The sequence below is a fragment of the Vibrio sp. bablab_jr001 genome (assembly GCF_016464285.1).
Taxonomy (GTDB): Bacteria; Pseudomonadota; Gammaproteobacteria; order Enterobacterales; family Vibrionaceae; genus Vibrio; species Vibrio fluvialis.
The window spans coordinates 208,634-225,243 of record NZ_JACDWZ010000113.1 but is presented as its reverse complement, the minus strand read 5'-3'; the positions used below and the strand labels follow the sequence as shown (position 1 = coordinate 225,243).

Sequence of the window (16,610 nt, the reverse complement as noted above, 5' to 3'; positions counted from 1 at the left end):
GATACATGCCCTCTATTGTAGAGATCACACAAGCGGAATCAATATTTTGTCTTAACCTCATGCTCATTTAAAAACGCACCATCGACTCCCATCAGGTCCCGATAGTAAGTTTCAAACATCAGAATGTTCTGCACATAGCCACGCGTTTCGGAAAACGGAATGGCTTCAATGAACGCGTAAGCATCCAGCTTGCCATCCGTTTCTTTACGCCAGCGGTCAACCCGCTGCGGGCCGGCATTGTAGGCAGCAAACGCAAAGATACGGTTGTTGTCGTACTTTTCCAACAAGCTGTTGAGATAGTGACTGCCGATTTCAATGTTCTTGCCCACCTGATACAAATCGTCCGCATTATCGTAGCTGAGCTGATACTTCTTCGCCGTATAACGCGCCGTGGCTGGCATGATTTGCATGATACCGCGCGCGCCCACAGGCGAACGGGCTTCGCTATCCATTGCACTCTCCTGACGGGCAAGCGACATCAGCATGATCGGGTCAATGCCGTGCTTTTCGCCATAGAAGTTAAACCACCACTGGTGTGCCATCGGAAAGCGCAGCGCCATATTGTCCCACATGCGCGCTGAAATCGATGCGGTGACTGTCAGGTGATGCCAGCTCTTGCTTGCGGCATACGCTGCCAGCATCTCTTTTTCTGCCAGGCTGACGCGGCTCAACAGCCAGCTCCATTCACTTTTCGCCGCGGCAATTTTGTCGCGATCGATCAGTTCCTGAATTCTCACCAGCGAAGTCTGATATGGCTGTACTTTGTTTTGATCAAGCTCCAGCGTCGAAACCGGATACTTCACCGACTGCTGCACCGCTTTGGCGGCTGCGACACTGTAGAAATTGCGCTCGCCCAAAATCGCCTGTAACCGTTTTGCTCCCGCGTCTTGTTGCCCCAGCGCCATTTCACTGCGCCCGAGCCAGTATTGCCAACGTGTCGTCGCTTGCTCCGTGTTCGGTAACTGGCCAATCCAATCAGCAACACCCTGCCAATCGAGATTGCGTAGCGCCACACGGATGCGGGTTTCAATCAAATCGACGTTCTCACTGCCAGCAATCACACCATCACGCCATTGGCGAAGTTCAAGCGGCTCGACATCCATCATTCGCCGCGCAATATACTGACCACTGCGCGCTTGTTGCGAGGCACTCCAGCGCTGAGCATTGACCACATTGGCCAGCAGGCTCTGCGCTTTCAGCGCATCAATACGCGCCAGCTTTTCCAGTGCCAGTTCTGCCTGTCGGTGCGCCAGCGCATCTTTCGGATGCCGCTGAGCAAAAGCCACCACGGTTTCTGGTTTGTCGTATAGATCGATCATCTCCTGCGCGATGTTAACACTGGCTTTACTATCAAGTTTTTTCACCAGATATTTCATCAGCGCCCGGTTGCGACCTTCAAACGCGAGCACCATACGCTCTAAGACCAGAGCATCCGTTAAACCGCCCTGTTTATCCCAGGCATCAAACAGCGGGTCACAGGCATCCGCAACACTGCCACCACTGAGCCACAAACGTTTCGCGCCCGCATACGCTTCGGCACGTTTGCCCGTTTGCAGTTTGGCGTTGTAGTAATAACAGCGGTACGTCTCACCATTGGGTTCATTGGGAGAGAATTGCAACAAGGTTCCCCACTTCTCCTGCTTCGCCAACGCATCCAGATATGGGGCGCTGATGCGGTTGGAAAAGGGGAAATCGTCATGCGTATCGATAAACGCCCGCACCGCGATGGGCGGTTTGGAGCCGAGATCAATCAGAAAACTGCGATAGTCGAGGTAAGGCGTTAATGGATAGTCGGCGATCTTGCGCCGATTCTTTTTAAACGCGTCGACATTTTTATCGTCAAGCCATTGCTGGGCCTGATCGTAGAGATCACGTTGAGCATCCAGATCCAAAGAGCTCGAAAACGCTGTGCCGCTGATCAATGAACTGAACATCAACATTGACGATACAAGACGATGCGGCTTTGAAACCCACCAAAGCGTCATGGCTCTTATTCCTTTAAAGCTAAATTAACCGACGTTCATTACGCTAATTCTAGCGCTAAATGTAAAGCAGCCAGATGTAAACTTGATGTAAATAATGAGACAGAGAATAAAAAGCCAGCATAGGTTGCAAAGTAAGTATTCACTATTTGAGTGCTACATCATTTACGCTGGAAAAGCGCTGGCCCTAGTAACAAATGGCATTGCTTTAGTATAGAATGTCGACTTTATTCTGTTGGAAAGATTAGGAACGATCGGCAATGGCTGAATACGTATATACCATGTCACGGGTGAGCAAAGTTGTGCCACCTAAGCGTCAAATTCTGAAAGACATTTCCCTGAGTTTCTTCCCAGGGGCAAAAATCGGTGTTTTGGGTCTGAACGGTGCGGGTAAATCGACTCTGCTACGTATCATGGCGGGCATCGACACCGATATCGATGGTGAAGCTCGTCCACAACCAGGTCTGAAAGTAGGTTACCTGCCTCAGGAACCTGTGCTGGATGAATCAAAAACCGTTCGCGAAGTGGTTGAAGAAGCTGTCTCTGATGTGGCTGGCGCGCTGAAGCGTCTGGACGAAGTCTACGCGGCATACGCCGAAGACGGTGCCGACTTCGATGCGCTGGCTAAAGAGCAAGGCGATCTGGAAGCGCTGATCCAAGCGAAAGATGGCCACAATCTGGAGAACGCGCTGGAGCGTGCAGCTAACGCGCTGCGCCTGCCAGAATGGGATCAGAAAATTGCCCATCTGTCAGGTGGTGAACGCCGCCGTGTCGCTATCTGTCGTCTGCTGCTGGAAAAACCAGACATGCTGCTGCTCGACGAACCAACCAACCACCTGGATGCGGAATCCGTGGCTTGGCTGGAACGCTTCCTGGTTGATTACTCGGGTACTGTTGTGGCCATCACGCACGACCGTTACTTCCTGGACAACGCTGCTGGCTGGATTCTGGAACTTGACCGTGGTGAAGGTATTCCATGGCAAGGTAACTACACCTCTTGGCTAGAGCAAAAAGATGCGCGTCTGCAACAAGAAGCGTCTCAAGAAAGCGCTCGTCAAAAGACCATCGAGAAAGAACTCGAATGGGTTCGTAAAAACCCTAAAGGTCGCCAAGCGAAATCGAAAGCGCGTATGGCTCGCTTTGAAGAACTGCAAAGCACGGATCACCAGAAACGTAACGAGACTAACGAACTGTTCATTCCGCCAGGCGAGCGTCTGGGTGACAAAGTGATCGAAGTGAAGAACCTGAGCAAGTCATTTGACGGCCGCGTTCTGATCGATGACCTGTCATTCAACATGCCAAAAGGTGCGATTGTCGGCATCATCGGTGCCAACGGTGCAGGTAAGTCGACACTCTTCAAGATGCTGAGCGGCGTTGAACAACCCGATTCAGGCACTATCGAAATGGGTGACACCGTCAAACTGGCGTCAGTGGATCAGTTCCGTGATTCAATGAACGACAAGAACACCGTGTTCCAGGAGATCTCGGAAGGCGCAGACATCATCAAGATCAACAACTTTGAAATTCCAGCGCGTGCGTACTGCTCTCGCTTTAACTTCAAAGGTTCGGATCAACAAAAAGTGATCGGCGAACTGTCTGGTGGTGAGCGTAACCGTGTGCACCTGGCGAAACTGCTGAAAGCTGGCGGCAACGTACTGCTGCTCGATGAACCAACCAACGACCTGGACGTAGAAACGCTGCGTGCACTGGAAGAAGCGCTGCTGGAGTTCCCTGGCTGTGCCATGGTGATCTCGCACGACCGTTGGTTCCTCGACCGTATCGCGACCCACATCATTGACTACCGTGATGAAGGTCAGGTTAACTTCTACGAAGGTAACTACAGCGAATACATGGAATGGCTGAAGAAAACGCTTGGCCCTGAAGCGGCAGAACCACACCGCATCAAATACAAACGTATTTCTAAGTAATTCCACACCGGAATGTTCAAAGGCCGCTTTACGCGGCCTTTTTTATTGCCGTGTTTCGCGATCACTCTTTCGGTGCAATGTCCCTACGTTTGCTATGCTTGAAAAGCTTAATCAGCCAGTAAAGTGAGAACGCTATGATTGAACGTCGCCGATTTTCCCGCATCATCTATCAGGCTCCGGCCACCCTTTTTCAGGGAGACTATCAGCTGGCGACCTGTATTCAGGACTTGTCTTTGCACGGGCTGCTGCTTTGGGCGGTCGATGAACCGGATTTAGATCCGGCCCGACTGGTCGATGTCACCTTTCTGTTGCCCGACAGCGACATCAACATCGCGCTGACTGCGCGCCTGATCAGTCAGGATGAACGCATTCTGCGCCTTAAAATCGATCATATTGATATCGACAGCATCAGTCATCTGAAACGTCTGGTCGAGCTCAATGTGGGTAGTGATAGTCTGCTGCATCGCGAGATGGAATATTTGGCCGACTTAGGTGACAGCGAAGCAGAGTAACTGACAGGCGAAAAAAAGCGCTGCCGAAGCAGCGCGAATTACCGGGGGAGATTAGCCTCGATGAATCGAGTCATTTGCTTGTTTTAATAAATTCTGGCTCTCTAGCATGAACTGCTGAGAGTAGTCGCCAAACCATTGGCTGACTTTTTCAAAATTCTGCACAAACCCCTCTTTGTCGTGTTCAGCAATCAGTTTTACGGCTTCACCAAAGTTACGGTAGAAGTGCTGAATCATTTCTACGTTCTCTTCCGAAGAAAGAATAATGTCGCCGTACAAATTCGGATCCTGACCAAACAGGCGCCCGACCATCGCCAGCTCAAGACGGTAAATCGGAGAACTGAGTTTCAGCAACTGGGCCAGATTCGGGTTCACTTTCGACAGGTGAAGACCGTAAGCGAACGACGTAAAGTGACGCAATGCCTGAATCAGGGTCATGCCGTGATCGTGTTCTGCCGCATCAATCTGGCACAGGCTCGCGCCCCAGATACCAAATTGTTTCAGCAACCACCGATAATGCTCTTCGCCACGACCGTCACAGTACACCACTACCTGCTTCGCCATGCTCGGCACATCCGGACCAAACATCGGGTGTAAGCCGACTACCGGGCCTTTATGCACATTGAGCATGGCTTGCAGCGGTTTAGACTTGATCGACGTCAGGTCGCACAAAATGCAGTCTTCAGGCAGATTGGCCAGTTTTTCAATCACACCCAAGGTGAGGTGAATTGGCACGGTGACCACCACCAAGCCTGCGTCGCTGAGCATTTCATCGGCGCGATCCCAGTCTTTACTGCCCAGAACTTTAACCTGGTAACCTGATAGTCTGAACATGCGACCAAACAGGCCACCCAACTGGCCGTTACCGCCGATAATCACCACCGAACGCAGTTCAGGGTTGAGGCATTTAAAACCGGAGTCTTTTTCACTGGCGTAGGACTCACGCATCGTGCGGCGCAGAATATCTTCAATGAGTTGCGGCGGAACGCCTTTACGCTCAGCTTCTTCACGGCGAGAAGCCAGCATGGCCGCTTCTCGGTCGGGAACATAGATAGGCAGGCCATGTTTACTTTTGACCTCCCCCACCTTCTCCACTAATGCCAGGCGACGAGCCAACAGTTCCACCATCTGCTTGTCGACAGCATCAATCTGATCACGCAATTCATTCAGTTCTACGGCCATGGGCAATCCTTTACTTAACCTTTGAGGCGATTTTCTAAAAATGGAATCAGCTCTTGATGAGCGTGGCGTAATAATGCCTCAGTTGATGCCCAATTAATACACGCATCCGTGATAGACACGCCGTACGCCATTTGATCAAGCGGCAGGTCAGACGACTGGTTACCTTCATTGAGGTGACTTTCAATCATCAAACCAATAATAGACTGATTACCTTCACGAATTTGATGAATCACATCTTCAGCGACCAGCGGTTGGCGACGGTAATCTTTACGCGAGTTCGCATGGCTACAATCGACCATCAGTGCAGAATCAAGCCCCACTTTCGCCAGCTCTTCTTCACACTCGGCGACGGACACTGAATCGTAGTTCGTTTGCTTGCCGCCGCGCAGAATCACGTGACCATTCGCATTGCCTTGAGTGGTCAGCAGTGCAACCTGACCTTCACGGTTGATTCCCATGAAACGGTGGCTGGATGACGCAGCCTGCATCGCGTTGATGGCGGTCGACAAGCTGCCGTCTGTGCCGTTTTTGAAGCCGATTGGCATCGACAGGCCACTGGCCATTTCACGGTGAGTTTGCGACTCAGTGGTACGTGCACCAATCGCAGCCCAGCTGAAGGTATCTGCCAGGTACTGCGGACTGATCGGGTCCAGAGCTTCCGTCGCCAGAGGGATTTCCATCTCAGCCAGTTCCACCAGCAGTTGGCGACCGACATGCAGGCCATGCTCAATATCAAAAGTGCCGTCGAGATGCGGGTCGTTAATCAGCCCTTTCCAGCCCACGGTAGTGCGTGGTTTTTCGAAGTACACACGCATGACGATGTAGAGTTGATCTTTCAGTTGTTCTGACAGGGCTTTCAGGCGCTTGGCGTACTCTTTCGCCGCTTCCACATCGTGGATAGAACACGGGCCACACACAATCAGCAGGCGATGATCACGTTTGTGAATAATGTCTGCGATAGTCTGACGTGATTCACGGATAAAACGGCGCGCGTTGTCGCTCAGCGGCAACTTATCCTTGAGTGCATCCGGAGTAATCAGTATCTGTTCATCAACAATGTTGATATCGCTTAATTCACTTTTTTTCATCGCATCACCTGTATAAATTAATTTACACTCACGTTATCTCTGAGCGTTTAAACCGAATAACCAACAAATTAACAGCCTTTAAAAACAATGCAAGTGTAAATTTTAAAAAACATATTGTGTAAAAAATAATTTACACACATCATTTTCGCATCTTAATACCTAAACTAACGAATGAAGCGTGTTTTATTCGCTCTATCTCCCCTAAAATATCCCTATTCACACCCTTTCTCTGACCTGCCAACCGCAGACCATAGAAAGCGGTGATAAACATGAGGTTGAAGGCCGGGCATTATCGTCACGCACTCAATGAAGAAAGGTATATGGATTTAGTTCTCTCTCTGTTGCAGCAGATGTGTGTGTATCTGGTTCTGGCTTACATGCTGAGCAAGACCCCCATCTTCTTACCGCTGCTCAATATTTCGCGCCGCTTAAACCATAAGCTTAGCGTCTACGTGCTGTTTTCTCTGTTCTGCATCATGGGCACCTACTTTGGTCTGCAAATCAACGATGCGATTGCCAACACGCGGGCGATTGGCGCCGTAATGGGCGGTCTGTTCGGCGGGCCATTCATTGGTTTTGCGGTCGGCTTTACCGGCGGGATTCATCGCTATACCTTAGGTGGCTTTACTGATGTGGCGTGCGCGGTCTCGACCACGGCCGAGGGCATCATCGGCGGCCTGCTGCATACGTATCTGCTGCGCAAAGGCAAAGGCCGTTTGCTGTTCAGTCCCAGCGTGGTGTTTGCCGTCACGCTGTTTGCCGAAATTGTGCAGATGCTGCTTATCTTGTTGATCGCTGAACCGTATGACGAAGCCTACGCGCTGGTCTCCACCATCGCAGCGCCGATGATCATTGCCAACTCTGTCGGCGCGGCGCTGTTCATGAGCATTCTGCAGGATCGTAAAACCATCTTTGAAGAGTACTCCGCCACGTTTTCACGCCGCGCACTGAACATTGCTGAGCGTTCGGTCGGTATTCTGGCCGCGGGGTTTAACCCGCAGAATGCCGAGAAGATAGCGCGCATCGTGTATGAGCAAACCAACGTCGGCGCGGTATCGATTACCGACCGCGAGAAGATTCTCGCCTTCGTGGGCATCGGCGATGATCACCATAAACCCAATACACCGATTTCTTCGCAAAGCACGCTGGATGCCATTGCGCGTAACGCGATTATTTATCTTGATGGCAAAGAGCACCCGTATCAGTGTTCTTTGTCGAAAACCTGTAAACTCGGCTCGGCGCTGATCATTCCGCTCCGCGCAGGTGATCGGGTTATCGGCACCATTAAGCTGTACGAACCGAAACGTAAGCTGTTTTCGACCATCAATATGTCGATGGCCGAGGGTATCGCGCAGATGTTGTCGAGCCAGATTCTGTATGGTGAGTATCAGGAGAAACAGATACTGCTGTCGCGCGCGGAAATCAAACTGCTGCAAGCGCAGGTCAATCCGCACTTTCTGTTTAACGCGCTCAATACCATCAGCGCGGTGATCCGCCGCGATCCCAACAAAGCGCGCGAGCTGATCCAGCATCTGTCGCAGTTTTTTCGCAGTAACCTCAAACAGAATATCGGCACCGTAACGCTCAAAGAAGAGCTGGCGCACGTCAACGCCTACCTGACGATTGAAAAAGCGCGCTTTAGTGACCGCCTTGACGTCGACATCGATATCGACGAGGCGCTGCTGGAGCGCAATGTGCCCAGCTTTACCTTGCAGCCCTTGGTCGAGAACGCCATCAAGCACGGCACGTCCAATCTGCTGGAAGGCGGCAAAGTGCGTATCTACAGTATTGAAGAGGAGCACGGGCACCGGATTGTGGTGGAAGATAACGCTGGCAGCTACCAAGCGCCGAGCGAAGATCATGATGGCCTCGGCATGCAAATTGTTGCCAAACGCCTGACCTACAAATTCGGTGCTGCCTCTGCGCTCAACATCGAAGTGGAACACGATAAATACACGCGAATGAGCTTCCTCATTCCGCATAAAGGAACGTATTAATGTTATCTGCACTGGTCATTGATGACGAACTCTTCGCTCGGGAAGAGCTGACGGAATTGCTGGAAGAGAGCGGCGAAATCGAGGTCATTGGCGAAGCCAACAACGCCATCGAAGGGCTGAAAAAAATCAACCAGCTCAAACCGGAGGTGGTGTTTCTGGATATTCAGATGCCGCAAATCACCGGCATTGAACTGCTGAGTATGCTCGACCCGGACACCATGCCCAAAGTGGTGTTTGTCACTGCCTACGACCAATATGCGCTGCAAGCATTTGAAGATAATGCGTTTGATTACCTGCTCAAACCGATTGACCCAACAAGGCTGGAAAAAACCATTCAGCGCCTGGTGCGCAGCATGAGTAAACCCCAAGACTACTCGGTACTGGCGCCGAGCAACCTCGATCAGGTGCCGTGCATTGGCCTTAACCGCATCGTGATTGTACCGACAATTGATGTCGAGTTTGCCTTCAGTGATATCAGTGGCGTACACGTGCAAACCCATCAGCAGCGTGCCACCAGCCAGTTAACGCTCAAAATTCTGGAAGAGAAAACGCCTTTGGTGCGCTGCCATCGCCAGTATCTGGTCAACACTAAAGCGATCAAAGAAATCAAATTACTGGAGAACGGGTTGGCAGAGATCATCACCCGCTCGGGACATCAGGTGCCGGTCAGTCGCCGCTATCTGAAGGAGCTCAAAGAGAAGCTGGGCTTCCACTAGGCACTGTCTACTAAGCACTTGCGATGAAAAAGGCTCCCTGGGAGCCTTTTTCTTTGTCTTCTAACTGTGCGCGTCAATCAGACGCTGCATGGTTTGAGAAGCCAGCTTCCAGCGCTCGGTCGCTTTCAGTTCACTGAAGGTGAAATTCTGCTGTTTGAGCAAAGGCAGTGCCTGCGGCACTTCACTGATCGGCAGCTTATCCAGCACCGCTACCGCCGATTCGCGCTTGTTGCACATCAGCACCATATCGCAACCGGCATCCAGCGACTGCTGCGCGCGCTCTGCCGGGCCACCCATGATCGCCGCGCCTTCCATGCTCAGATCATCCGAGAACACAATGCCTTTAAAACCCAGTTCCTGACGCAGTACCTGTTTAAGCCAATAGGGAGAACCGCTGGCGGGCTGGGCATCATAGTGCGGATAAATCACGTGTGCTGGCATCATGGCATCCAGAATGCCGGCCTCAATCTGCGCGCGGAAAATCGCCATATCGGCGGCAATGGAATCACGCTCATCGTAAGGCGTTTCCAGATGCGAATCGGCAATCACCGCACCATGGCCGGGAAAATGTTTACCGGTGGTTGCCATACCGACGGATTTCATCCCGCGCATGTAAGCGCTGCTGTAAGTCAGTACGCTTTGCACATCATCGCCAAAGGCGCGGTTGCCAATCGCACGGCAGTCAAAGCCTTTATCCAGTACGGGCGCAAAGCTGAGATCGATATCGTGCGCGATCAGTTCCGCCGCCATCAACCAGCCACCCTCTTCGGCCAACTGCTCGCCATTGTCGCTGCGCGCGTACAGTTGCGCCGCGGGGATCTTACTGAAACCGTCACGAAAACGCTGCACGCGGCCGCCTTCCTGATCCACACCAATCAGGATCGGACGCTTCGCCGCCTGACGAATCGCTTTGTTCAGCGCCAGTAACTGCTGGTTGTCGTGGTAGTTACGAGCAAACAGAATGACACCGCCAACGGTAGGATGCGCCAGTATTTCGCGGTCTTCCGCCGTCAGTTCACAACCTTCGACGTCTAGCCATAACGGTCCCATTTTTTCCCCTTAATTCATCAAGATGGATTGTCAAAATTTGTCACAGCAAATGAGGTTATTCAGTTTGTTTTTCAATTACAATGAGTTTTAAGGACTTAGCCCTCGGAAACGAGAAATCTGACAATCGGATAACAGAATGACTGAACGCGAACTGTACATAGGTATCATGTCCGGCACCAGCATGGACGGCGTCGACACGGCGCTGGTCGCCCTGACGGGTAATCAGATTGAACTGCTGGCACACGATTTTCTGCCGATGCCTGCCGACCTCAAACAGCGCCTATTGGCGGTATGTCTGGGCCAGGAAACCAATTTGCAAGAGATTGGTACGCTGGATCATTTGCTCGGTCACCTGTATGCCGATGCGGTGTTCAAGCTGCTTGAGCACAGCGGCCATCACGCCAATCAGATTCGCGCGCTAGGTAACCACGGTCAGACCGTGTTCCATCAGCCAAACGGCGATACGCCGTTCACCCTGCAAATTGGCGACGCCAATATTCTTGCTGCCCGCACGGGCATTACCACCGTGGCGGATTTTCGTCGTAAAGACATCGCGCTGGGAGGCCAGGGCGCGCCACTGGTGCCAGCGTTCCACCGCACGATTTTTGATGTGCGCGATTCCAGCGTAGTGGTGCTCAATATCGGCGGCATCGCCAACGTGTCGGTACTCAAACCCGGCGGCAACGTGATTGGTTATGATACCGGCCCCGGTAACGTATTGATGGATGGCTGGTGTCAGCGCCACATCGGTCAGGCTTATGACAGCAATGGTGATTGGGCACGCAGCGGCGAACTCGATACCGCGCTGCTCACCACACTGCTGAATGATGACTATTTTGCTAAACCTGCGCCAAAAAGTACCGGGCGCGAATGGTTCAACCTGCCATGGCTGGACAACAAACTGGCCGCTCATGATGCCTCTGCCATCGATGTGCAGCGCACCCTGTGTGAACTCACCGCACGCAGCATCGCCAAGGATGTGCAGTGCTTTGCTCAAGGTCCTCAGCCTGAGCTTTTGGTGTGCGGCGGCGGCGCGCAAAACGCGCTGTTAATGGAGCGATTGCAATCCTTGCTGCCAGGTTGGCAAGTGGCTCCGACCACCGCCAAAGGCGTCGATGGCGATTATATGGAAGCGATGGCGTTTGCCTGGCTGGCGCAACGCCGCATGCACAATCTGCCGAGCAATCTTCCCAGCGTCACTGGCGCCGCACGCTTTACCTCACTCGGTGTGATTTATCCGGCCGACTAGGCCACGCTTTGTATTTTTGAAATGACAGATATGGACAACCACCATGACGAACGATGCTCTGCTCGCTGCCCTTTCCCATCTGGTTTCTGAAGGTCGTAATCCCGACACCATGGATATCGACCTGCTTTCTTCGCAGGAAATCGTGCAGCGTCTCAATCAACAAGACAAATTAGTTCCATTAGCCGTTGAGAAAGTCCTGCCACAAATCGCACTGGCGGTCGATAGGATTACCGAAGCCTTCAAACAAGGTGGACGCCTGATTTACATGGGCGCAGGCACCAGCGGCCGTTTAGGTGTGCTCGATGCCTCTGAATGCCCGCCAACGTTTGGCGTCTCAGATCAAATGGTGATCGGTTTGATTGCGGGCGGACGCGACGCGATGTTTACCGCCCAGGAAGGCGCTGAGGATTCTCCGCTGCTGGGTATCGATGATCTCAAAGCGATTGGCTTTAGCACGCAGGACGTATTGGTCGGCATTGCGGCCAGTGGTCGCACGCCGTATGTGATTGGCGCACTGGAATACGCCAACGATCTGGGCGCCGTCACCGTGGCGCTATCATGTAACCCCAACTCGCCGATTGCCGAATTGGCCAGTATCGCCATCAGTCCGGTGGTCGGTCCGGAAGCATTAACCGGTTCAACTCGTTTGAAATCGGGCACCGCCCAAAAACTGGTGCTCAATATGCTCACCACCGCCAGCATGATTCGCCTTGGGAAAAGCTATCAGAACCTGATGGTGGACGTGAAAGCGACCAACAAAAAGCTGGTAGCACGCGCCGTAAGAATTGTTATGCAAGCAACAGATTGCGACCGCCATACCGCCGAAGCGCTGCTGGCCGAGAGTGACAACAATGCCAAGGTAGCGATTCTGATGCACCTGACTGGTGTTGATGCCGCGCAAGCCAAAGCCAAACTGTCCGACTCCGACGGTTTTCTGCGCCGCGCGATGGAAGAGGAAGAAAACGAGAGCCGTTAACGGCTCTCCTGGCTTTTCTTGATCAGGGCAACCACAGTTTCGCCCTCTTTAGCGCTGAAATTGGCGACATCGGCACACATCTGAATCCGACCACGATGGTCGACTACAAACAGCGGCAGGACATAACTCTCTTTGTGCTGCTGCTGATAATCGTCAAAAGTGAAGTTTTCGCTCAGTTTGGTGTGCTTGATTTCACCGCCCTGATTCAGCAGGCTGGCCAGTTTTTTATAACTCACCTCGCCACCTAAAAATGGCAGTCCGTGAGACTCCTGCGCCACGGTGTGTTTATCACTGTTGTTACCATTGGCATTGTCATGCAAACAGAACACGCGCTTGTCACCAAAGTCGGACAGAAACTGCATACACGCCATAATATTGAAGTGTTTATCCGGACTGAGAGCCAACACGTGGCCGATCCCAATCAGGTTAAGGTATTCGTCAGCGTGACTGGAGATCGGATTGCCATAATAATGCTCCAGCCCCGCCATGCGTGCCTGGCGAATGTAATCCCAGTTGGAATCGGTCAACACCACTCGACAGTCGTACTTGGCAATCGCCGCGCCAATCTGACGCGCCACATCGTTCGCACCGAGGATCAGGAAACCTTTCGGCGCTGGTTCAGCCACTTTCAGTGCTACGGCAACGGGTCTGGCCGTCATGCTTTGCAGCACCACGGTACCGATAATGACCATAAACGTCAGCGGCACCAGCAAGTTGGCTTCCGCCATACCAAACGAATCAAGCTTAATGGCAAACAGTGACGATATCGATGCCGCGACAATCCCGCGCGGCGCAACCCAAGCCAGAAACGCTTTCTCTTTCCACTGCAGACTGCTGCGCAGCGTGGCGAGAAAGATCGACAGCGGACGCGACACTAATTGCATCACCACAAACAAGGCCAACGCACTCCACCCCAGCACAGCGAAGTCGTCCACTTCAATCCGCGCCGCAAGCAAAATAAACAGCCCGGTGATGAGGAGGACAGTGAGGTTTTCCTTAAAGTGCAGAATATGCTGAATATTGACGTCTTTAGCATTGGCCAGCCACATGCCCATGATGGTCACAGTGAGCAGCCCGGATTCTGACTCCAGCGCATTGGATGCAGCAAACACGCCCAGCACCACGCTCAGAACCGCAAACGGCTGCAGATATTCCGGCAAACCACCGTTGCGCAGCACATACGCCACTGCCGCGCCAGATAACACTCCCAGCCCAACGCCGACCAGCAAAATCAACCCAAACACGTGCAAGCTGTGTGCTTCACTGCTGGAGACAATAAACTCGTACACCATCACCACAAACAACGCGCCGAGCGGGTCAATCAGAATCCCTTCCCAGCGCAGAATATTGGAGAGTTTGGCGTTCGGGCGCACGGTGCGCAGCAACGGCACGATCACCGTTGGGCCGGTGACCACGGTCAAGCTACCAAACAGCAACGCAAGCGGCCAATCAAACCCCAAAAGTGCATGCGTCGCAAACGAGGTGACGCCCCAGGAGATGAGCGCGCCAAGTGACACAATGCTCCACACGGTGTTGCTTACACCGCGAATCTCTTTGAAATTGAGCGTCAAACTGCCTTCAAACAGAATCACGGCAACCGCGAGTGAAATCAGCGGAAACAGCAGCTCGCCTAACAGTTGCTGCGGATTAAGCAGCCCGGTCACTGGCCCGGCGACAATTCCCGCCAGTAACAAAAACAAGATGGCTGGCAGACGCAGTTTCCACGCCAGCCACTGACATCCCAGCCCCACGACGCCGACCGCCGCTAACGCCAGAGCGATATATTCTTCATGCATGGCTATTGTTACTCAGCGTCGATTAGTTGTTGTATTCGTTCCAACCGCGCTGCCACTCCATACGGAATTTCTGCGCTTGTTCGGTGCCTTCGCACACCCCTTCGTAGTACTGGCCGTTGACGCCCATCTGGTAGGCAAAGTTCGGGTTGCAGTACTCGTTAACTCCCTCGACGTAGCCCTGATTGTAATCGGCCTGATTGGCTTGCCCCAGTTCCGCCAACGCTTTGTTAGAACGCTGAGTATGTCCTGTCGCACCATCTTTATAGCCTATTTGATACCAGTCGCCCTGTTTAGCCAGTTCACTGTCACTGGCCGCGCAGCCCATCAGCCCAGCCACGACCAACATCATCATTATTTTTTTCATTATTTACCTTTACTTAGCCATCGGATGAATCGTTCACCCTTAAAAATAGGCAATAACCACTGACTCTGCGTCACTTACCGCTAACCAATCGTTAAAAACCACTCAGCGGCGTTAAACACCACTTAATTCACTATACGACCACTGACCCGGAAACCCAATGAAGCTCGCTTATTGATAATTTAGTATCCAGTCTGAGCTTAATTCATTAACACCTAATTCAATAACAAAGGACAAACGCTATGTTGTGGTTTCTAACCTGTGTCGCTGCCTTGATTGGCGGTTACTTCATCTACGGCGCGTTCGTGGAGAAAGTATTTGGCATCAATGAGAAACGCCAAACCCCTGCCCACACGAAAACCGACGGTGTCGACTACGTTCCTATGTCTACGCCAAAAGTCTATCTTGTTCAACTACTTAATATTGCTGGTGTCGGCCCTATTTTCGGTCCGATCATGGGTGCACTGTATGGACCTGCCGCCATGCTATGGATCGTGATTGGCTGTATCTTTGCCGGCGCAACACACGACTACTTCTCAGGCATGCTGTCAATCCGTAACGGTGGCGCCTCTGTTCCTTCTCTGTCCGGCCGCTACCTGGGCAATGGCGCAAAACACTTCATGAACATTTTTGCCATTGTTCTGCTGCTGCTGGTTGGTGTGGTTTTCGTTTCGGCGCCTGCAGGCATGATCACTAACCTGATCAACGAACAAACCAGCATGACAGTCAGCATGTCGACGATGGTCGTGATTATCTTTGCTTACTACATCATCGCTACCATCGTGCCAGTGGATAAAATCATCGGTCGTTTTTACCCACTGTTCGGCGCGCTACTGATTTTCATGTCAGTTGGCTTGATCACTGCAATCGCAGTGTCAAGCGAGCACCAGATTCTGGGCGGTTTTGAAGTCAGCGACATGCTGCAAAACATGAACCCGAACGACATGCCACTGTGGCCTGCGCTGTTCATCACCATCGCTTGTGGTGCTATCTCAGGTTTCCACGCCACTCAGTCACCACTGATGGCACGTTGTATCGAGAATGAGAAGAACGGTCGCTTCGTATTCTACGGCGCAATGATCGGTGAAGGTATCATCGCTCTGATCTGGTGTGCGATTGCTCTGTCATTCTTCGGCTCACTGGACTCTCTGTCTGAAGCAGTGAAAAACGGCGGCCCTGGTAACGTAGTTTACAGCGCATCGTTTGGTCTGCTGGGCGTATTTGGCGGTATCATCGCGTTCCTGGGTGTGGTTATCCTGCCAATCACTTCAGGTGACACGGCGTTCCGTTCAAGCCGTCTGATCCTGGCTGAATACTTCAACATGGAACAGAAAACACTGCGTAACCGTCTGCTGATGGCGATGCCTCTGTTCGTGATTGGTGGCATCCTGACCCAAGTAGACTTCGGTATCATCTGGCGCTACTTCGGTTTTGCTAACCAGACAACAGCCGTAATGATGCTGTGGACTGCGTCGGCTTACCTGCTACGTCACAACAAACTGCACTGGATCACCACCATTCCGGCAGCGTTCATGACCACGGTATGTATTGCCTTCATCCTGAACAACAGCTCTCTGGGCTTTGGTATGCCAATGCAAATCTCCACCATCATCGGTGTGGTCGCAACGCTGGCAATTACCCTGTACGTAATTAAGATTTCCAAAGGCAAAGGCGAAACTGAACTGGCTGACGAAGACAAACCTTCGGGCGTCACCGAAACCGCTTAACCCTGCCACACACGCATAGCAAAAGGGCTCCCGATGGGAGCCCTTTTTT

13 protein-coding genes are annotated in these 16,610 nt (G+C 52.2%); 7 read left to right on the top strand and 6 right to left on the bottom strand.

Annotated features, from left to right (window positions below):
• Positions 1 to 38: 38 nt before the first annotated feature.
• Entirely contained in the window at positions 39 to 1,985 is a 1,947-nt protein-coding gene (gene sltY / locus JIG40_RS22630; RefSeq protein ID WP_165881212.1) for a murein transglycosylase, read from the bottom strand.
• Between the two features lie 257 nt (positions 1,986 to 2,242).
• On the opposite strand from sltY, the gene ettA reads away from it, so the two are divergent.
• Both ettA and JIG40_RS22620 read left to right on the top strand, forming a co-directional pair.
• Positions 2,243 to 3,910 (top strand): energy-dependent translational throttle protein EttA, encoded by a 1,668-nt coding sequence (gene ettA / locus JIG40_RS22625; RefSeq protein WP_020332105.1) that lies wholly within the window; start codon positions 2,243 to 2,245, stop codon positions 3,908 to 3,910.
• A gap of 134 nt (positions 3,911 to 4,044) precedes the next feature.
• On the top strand, positions 4,045 to 4,422 hold the full coding sequence (locus tag JIG40_RS22620; RefSeq protein ID WP_020332104.1) for a PilZ domain-containing protein: 378 nt from the start codon (positions 4,045 to 4,047) through the stop codon (positions 4,420 to 4,422).
• 51 nt (positions 4,423 to 4,473) lie between these two features.
• On the opposite strand, the gene tyrA is transcribed toward JIG40_RS22620, so the two are convergent.
• Entirely contained in the window at positions 4,474 to 5,601 is a 1,128-nt protein-coding gene (gene tyrA, locus JIG40_RS22615; RefSeq protein WP_199466122.1) for a bifunctional chorismate mutase/prephenate dehydrogenase, read from the bottom strand.
• A gap of 14 nt (positions 5,602 to 5,615) precedes the next feature.
• A complete protein-coding gene (locus JIG40_RS22610) occupies positions 5,616 to 6,689 on the bottom strand; it encodes a 3-deoxy-7-phosphoheptulonate synthase (protein ID WP_047461292.1) in 1,074 nt (357 codons plus the stop codon).
• A 320-nt stretch (positions 6,690 to 7,009) separates the two neighbouring features.
• Here JIG40_RS22610 and JIG40_RS22605 point away from each other — a divergent pair, with 320 nt between their 5' ends.
• Together JIG40_RS22605 and btsR are read left to right on the top strand one after the other, a co-directional pair.
• Complete coding sequence (locus JIG40_RS22605; RefSeq protein ID WP_024373699.1) at positions 7,010 to 8,686, top strand: sensor histidine kinase; 1,677 nt, start codon at positions 7,010 to 7,012, stop codon at positions 8,684 to 8,686.
• Positions 8,686 to 9,402 (top strand): two-component system response regulator BtsR, encoded by a 717-nt coding sequence (btsR, locus tag JIG40_RS22600; protein ID WP_199466121.1) that lies wholly within the window; start codon positions 8,686 to 8,688, stop codon positions 9,400 to 9,402. The genes JIG40_RS22605 and btsR overlap by 1 nt, the downstream gene beginning before the upstream one ends.
• A gap of 60 nt (positions 9,403 to 9,462) precedes the next feature.
• On the opposite strand, the gene nagZ is transcribed toward btsR, so the two are convergent.
• Complete coding sequence (nagZ, locus tag JIG40_RS22595) at positions 9,463 to 10,452, bottom strand: beta-N-acetylhexosaminidase (RefSeq protein ID WP_199466120.1); 990 nt, start codon at positions 10,450 to 10,452, stop codon at positions 9,463 to 9,465.
• A 136-nt stretch (positions 10,453 to 10,588) separates the two neighbouring features.
• Here nagZ and JIG40_RS22590 point away from each other — a divergent pair, with 136 nt between their 5' ends.
• Complete coding sequence (locus JIG40_RS22590; RefSeq protein ID WP_199466119.1) at positions 10,589 to 11,701, top strand: anhydro-N-acetylmuramic acid kinase; 1,113 nt, start codon at positions 10,589 to 10,591, stop codon at positions 11,699 to 11,701.
• 43 nt (positions 11,702 to 11,744) lie between these two features.
• Positions 11,745 to 12,677 (top strand): N-acetylmuramic acid 6-phosphate etherase, encoded by a 933-nt coding sequence (gene murQ / locus JIG40_RS22585; RefSeq protein WP_199466118.1) that lies wholly within the window; start codon positions 11,745 to 11,747, stop codon positions 12,675 to 12,677.
• On the opposite strand, the gene JIG40_RS22580 is transcribed toward murQ, so the two are convergent.
• Both JIG40_RS22580 and JIG40_RS22575 read right to left on the bottom strand, forming a co-directional pair.
• The gene (locus JIG40_RS22580) at positions 12,674 to 14,473 is read right to left on the bottom strand and encodes a sodium:proton antiporter (protein WP_199466117.1); all 1,800 of its coding nucleotides are present in this window, start codon (positions 14,471 to 14,473) and stop codon (positions 12,674 to 12,676) included. The two genes, murQ and JIG40_RS22580, sit on opposite strands and share 4 nt — an antisense overlap.
• A 22-nt stretch (positions 14,474 to 14,495) precedes the next feature.
• Positions 14,496 to 14,837: a DUF2799 domain-containing protein gene (locus JIG40_RS22575; protein WP_020332094.1), complete on the bottom strand. Its 342-nt coding sequence runs from the start codon at positions 14,835 to 14,837 to the stop codon at positions 14,496 to 14,498.
• 239 nt (positions 14,838 to 15,076) lie between these two features.
• Between JIG40_RS22575 and JIG40_RS22570 the strand changes: the two genes are divergently transcribed.
• Positions 15,077 to 16,561: a carbon starvation protein A gene (locus JIG40_RS22570; protein WP_024373694.1), complete on the top strand. Its 1,485-nt coding sequence runs from the start codon at positions 15,077 to 15,079 to the stop codon at positions 16,559 to 16,561.
• The last annotated feature ends 49 nt before the right edge of the window (positions 16,562 to 16,610 follow it).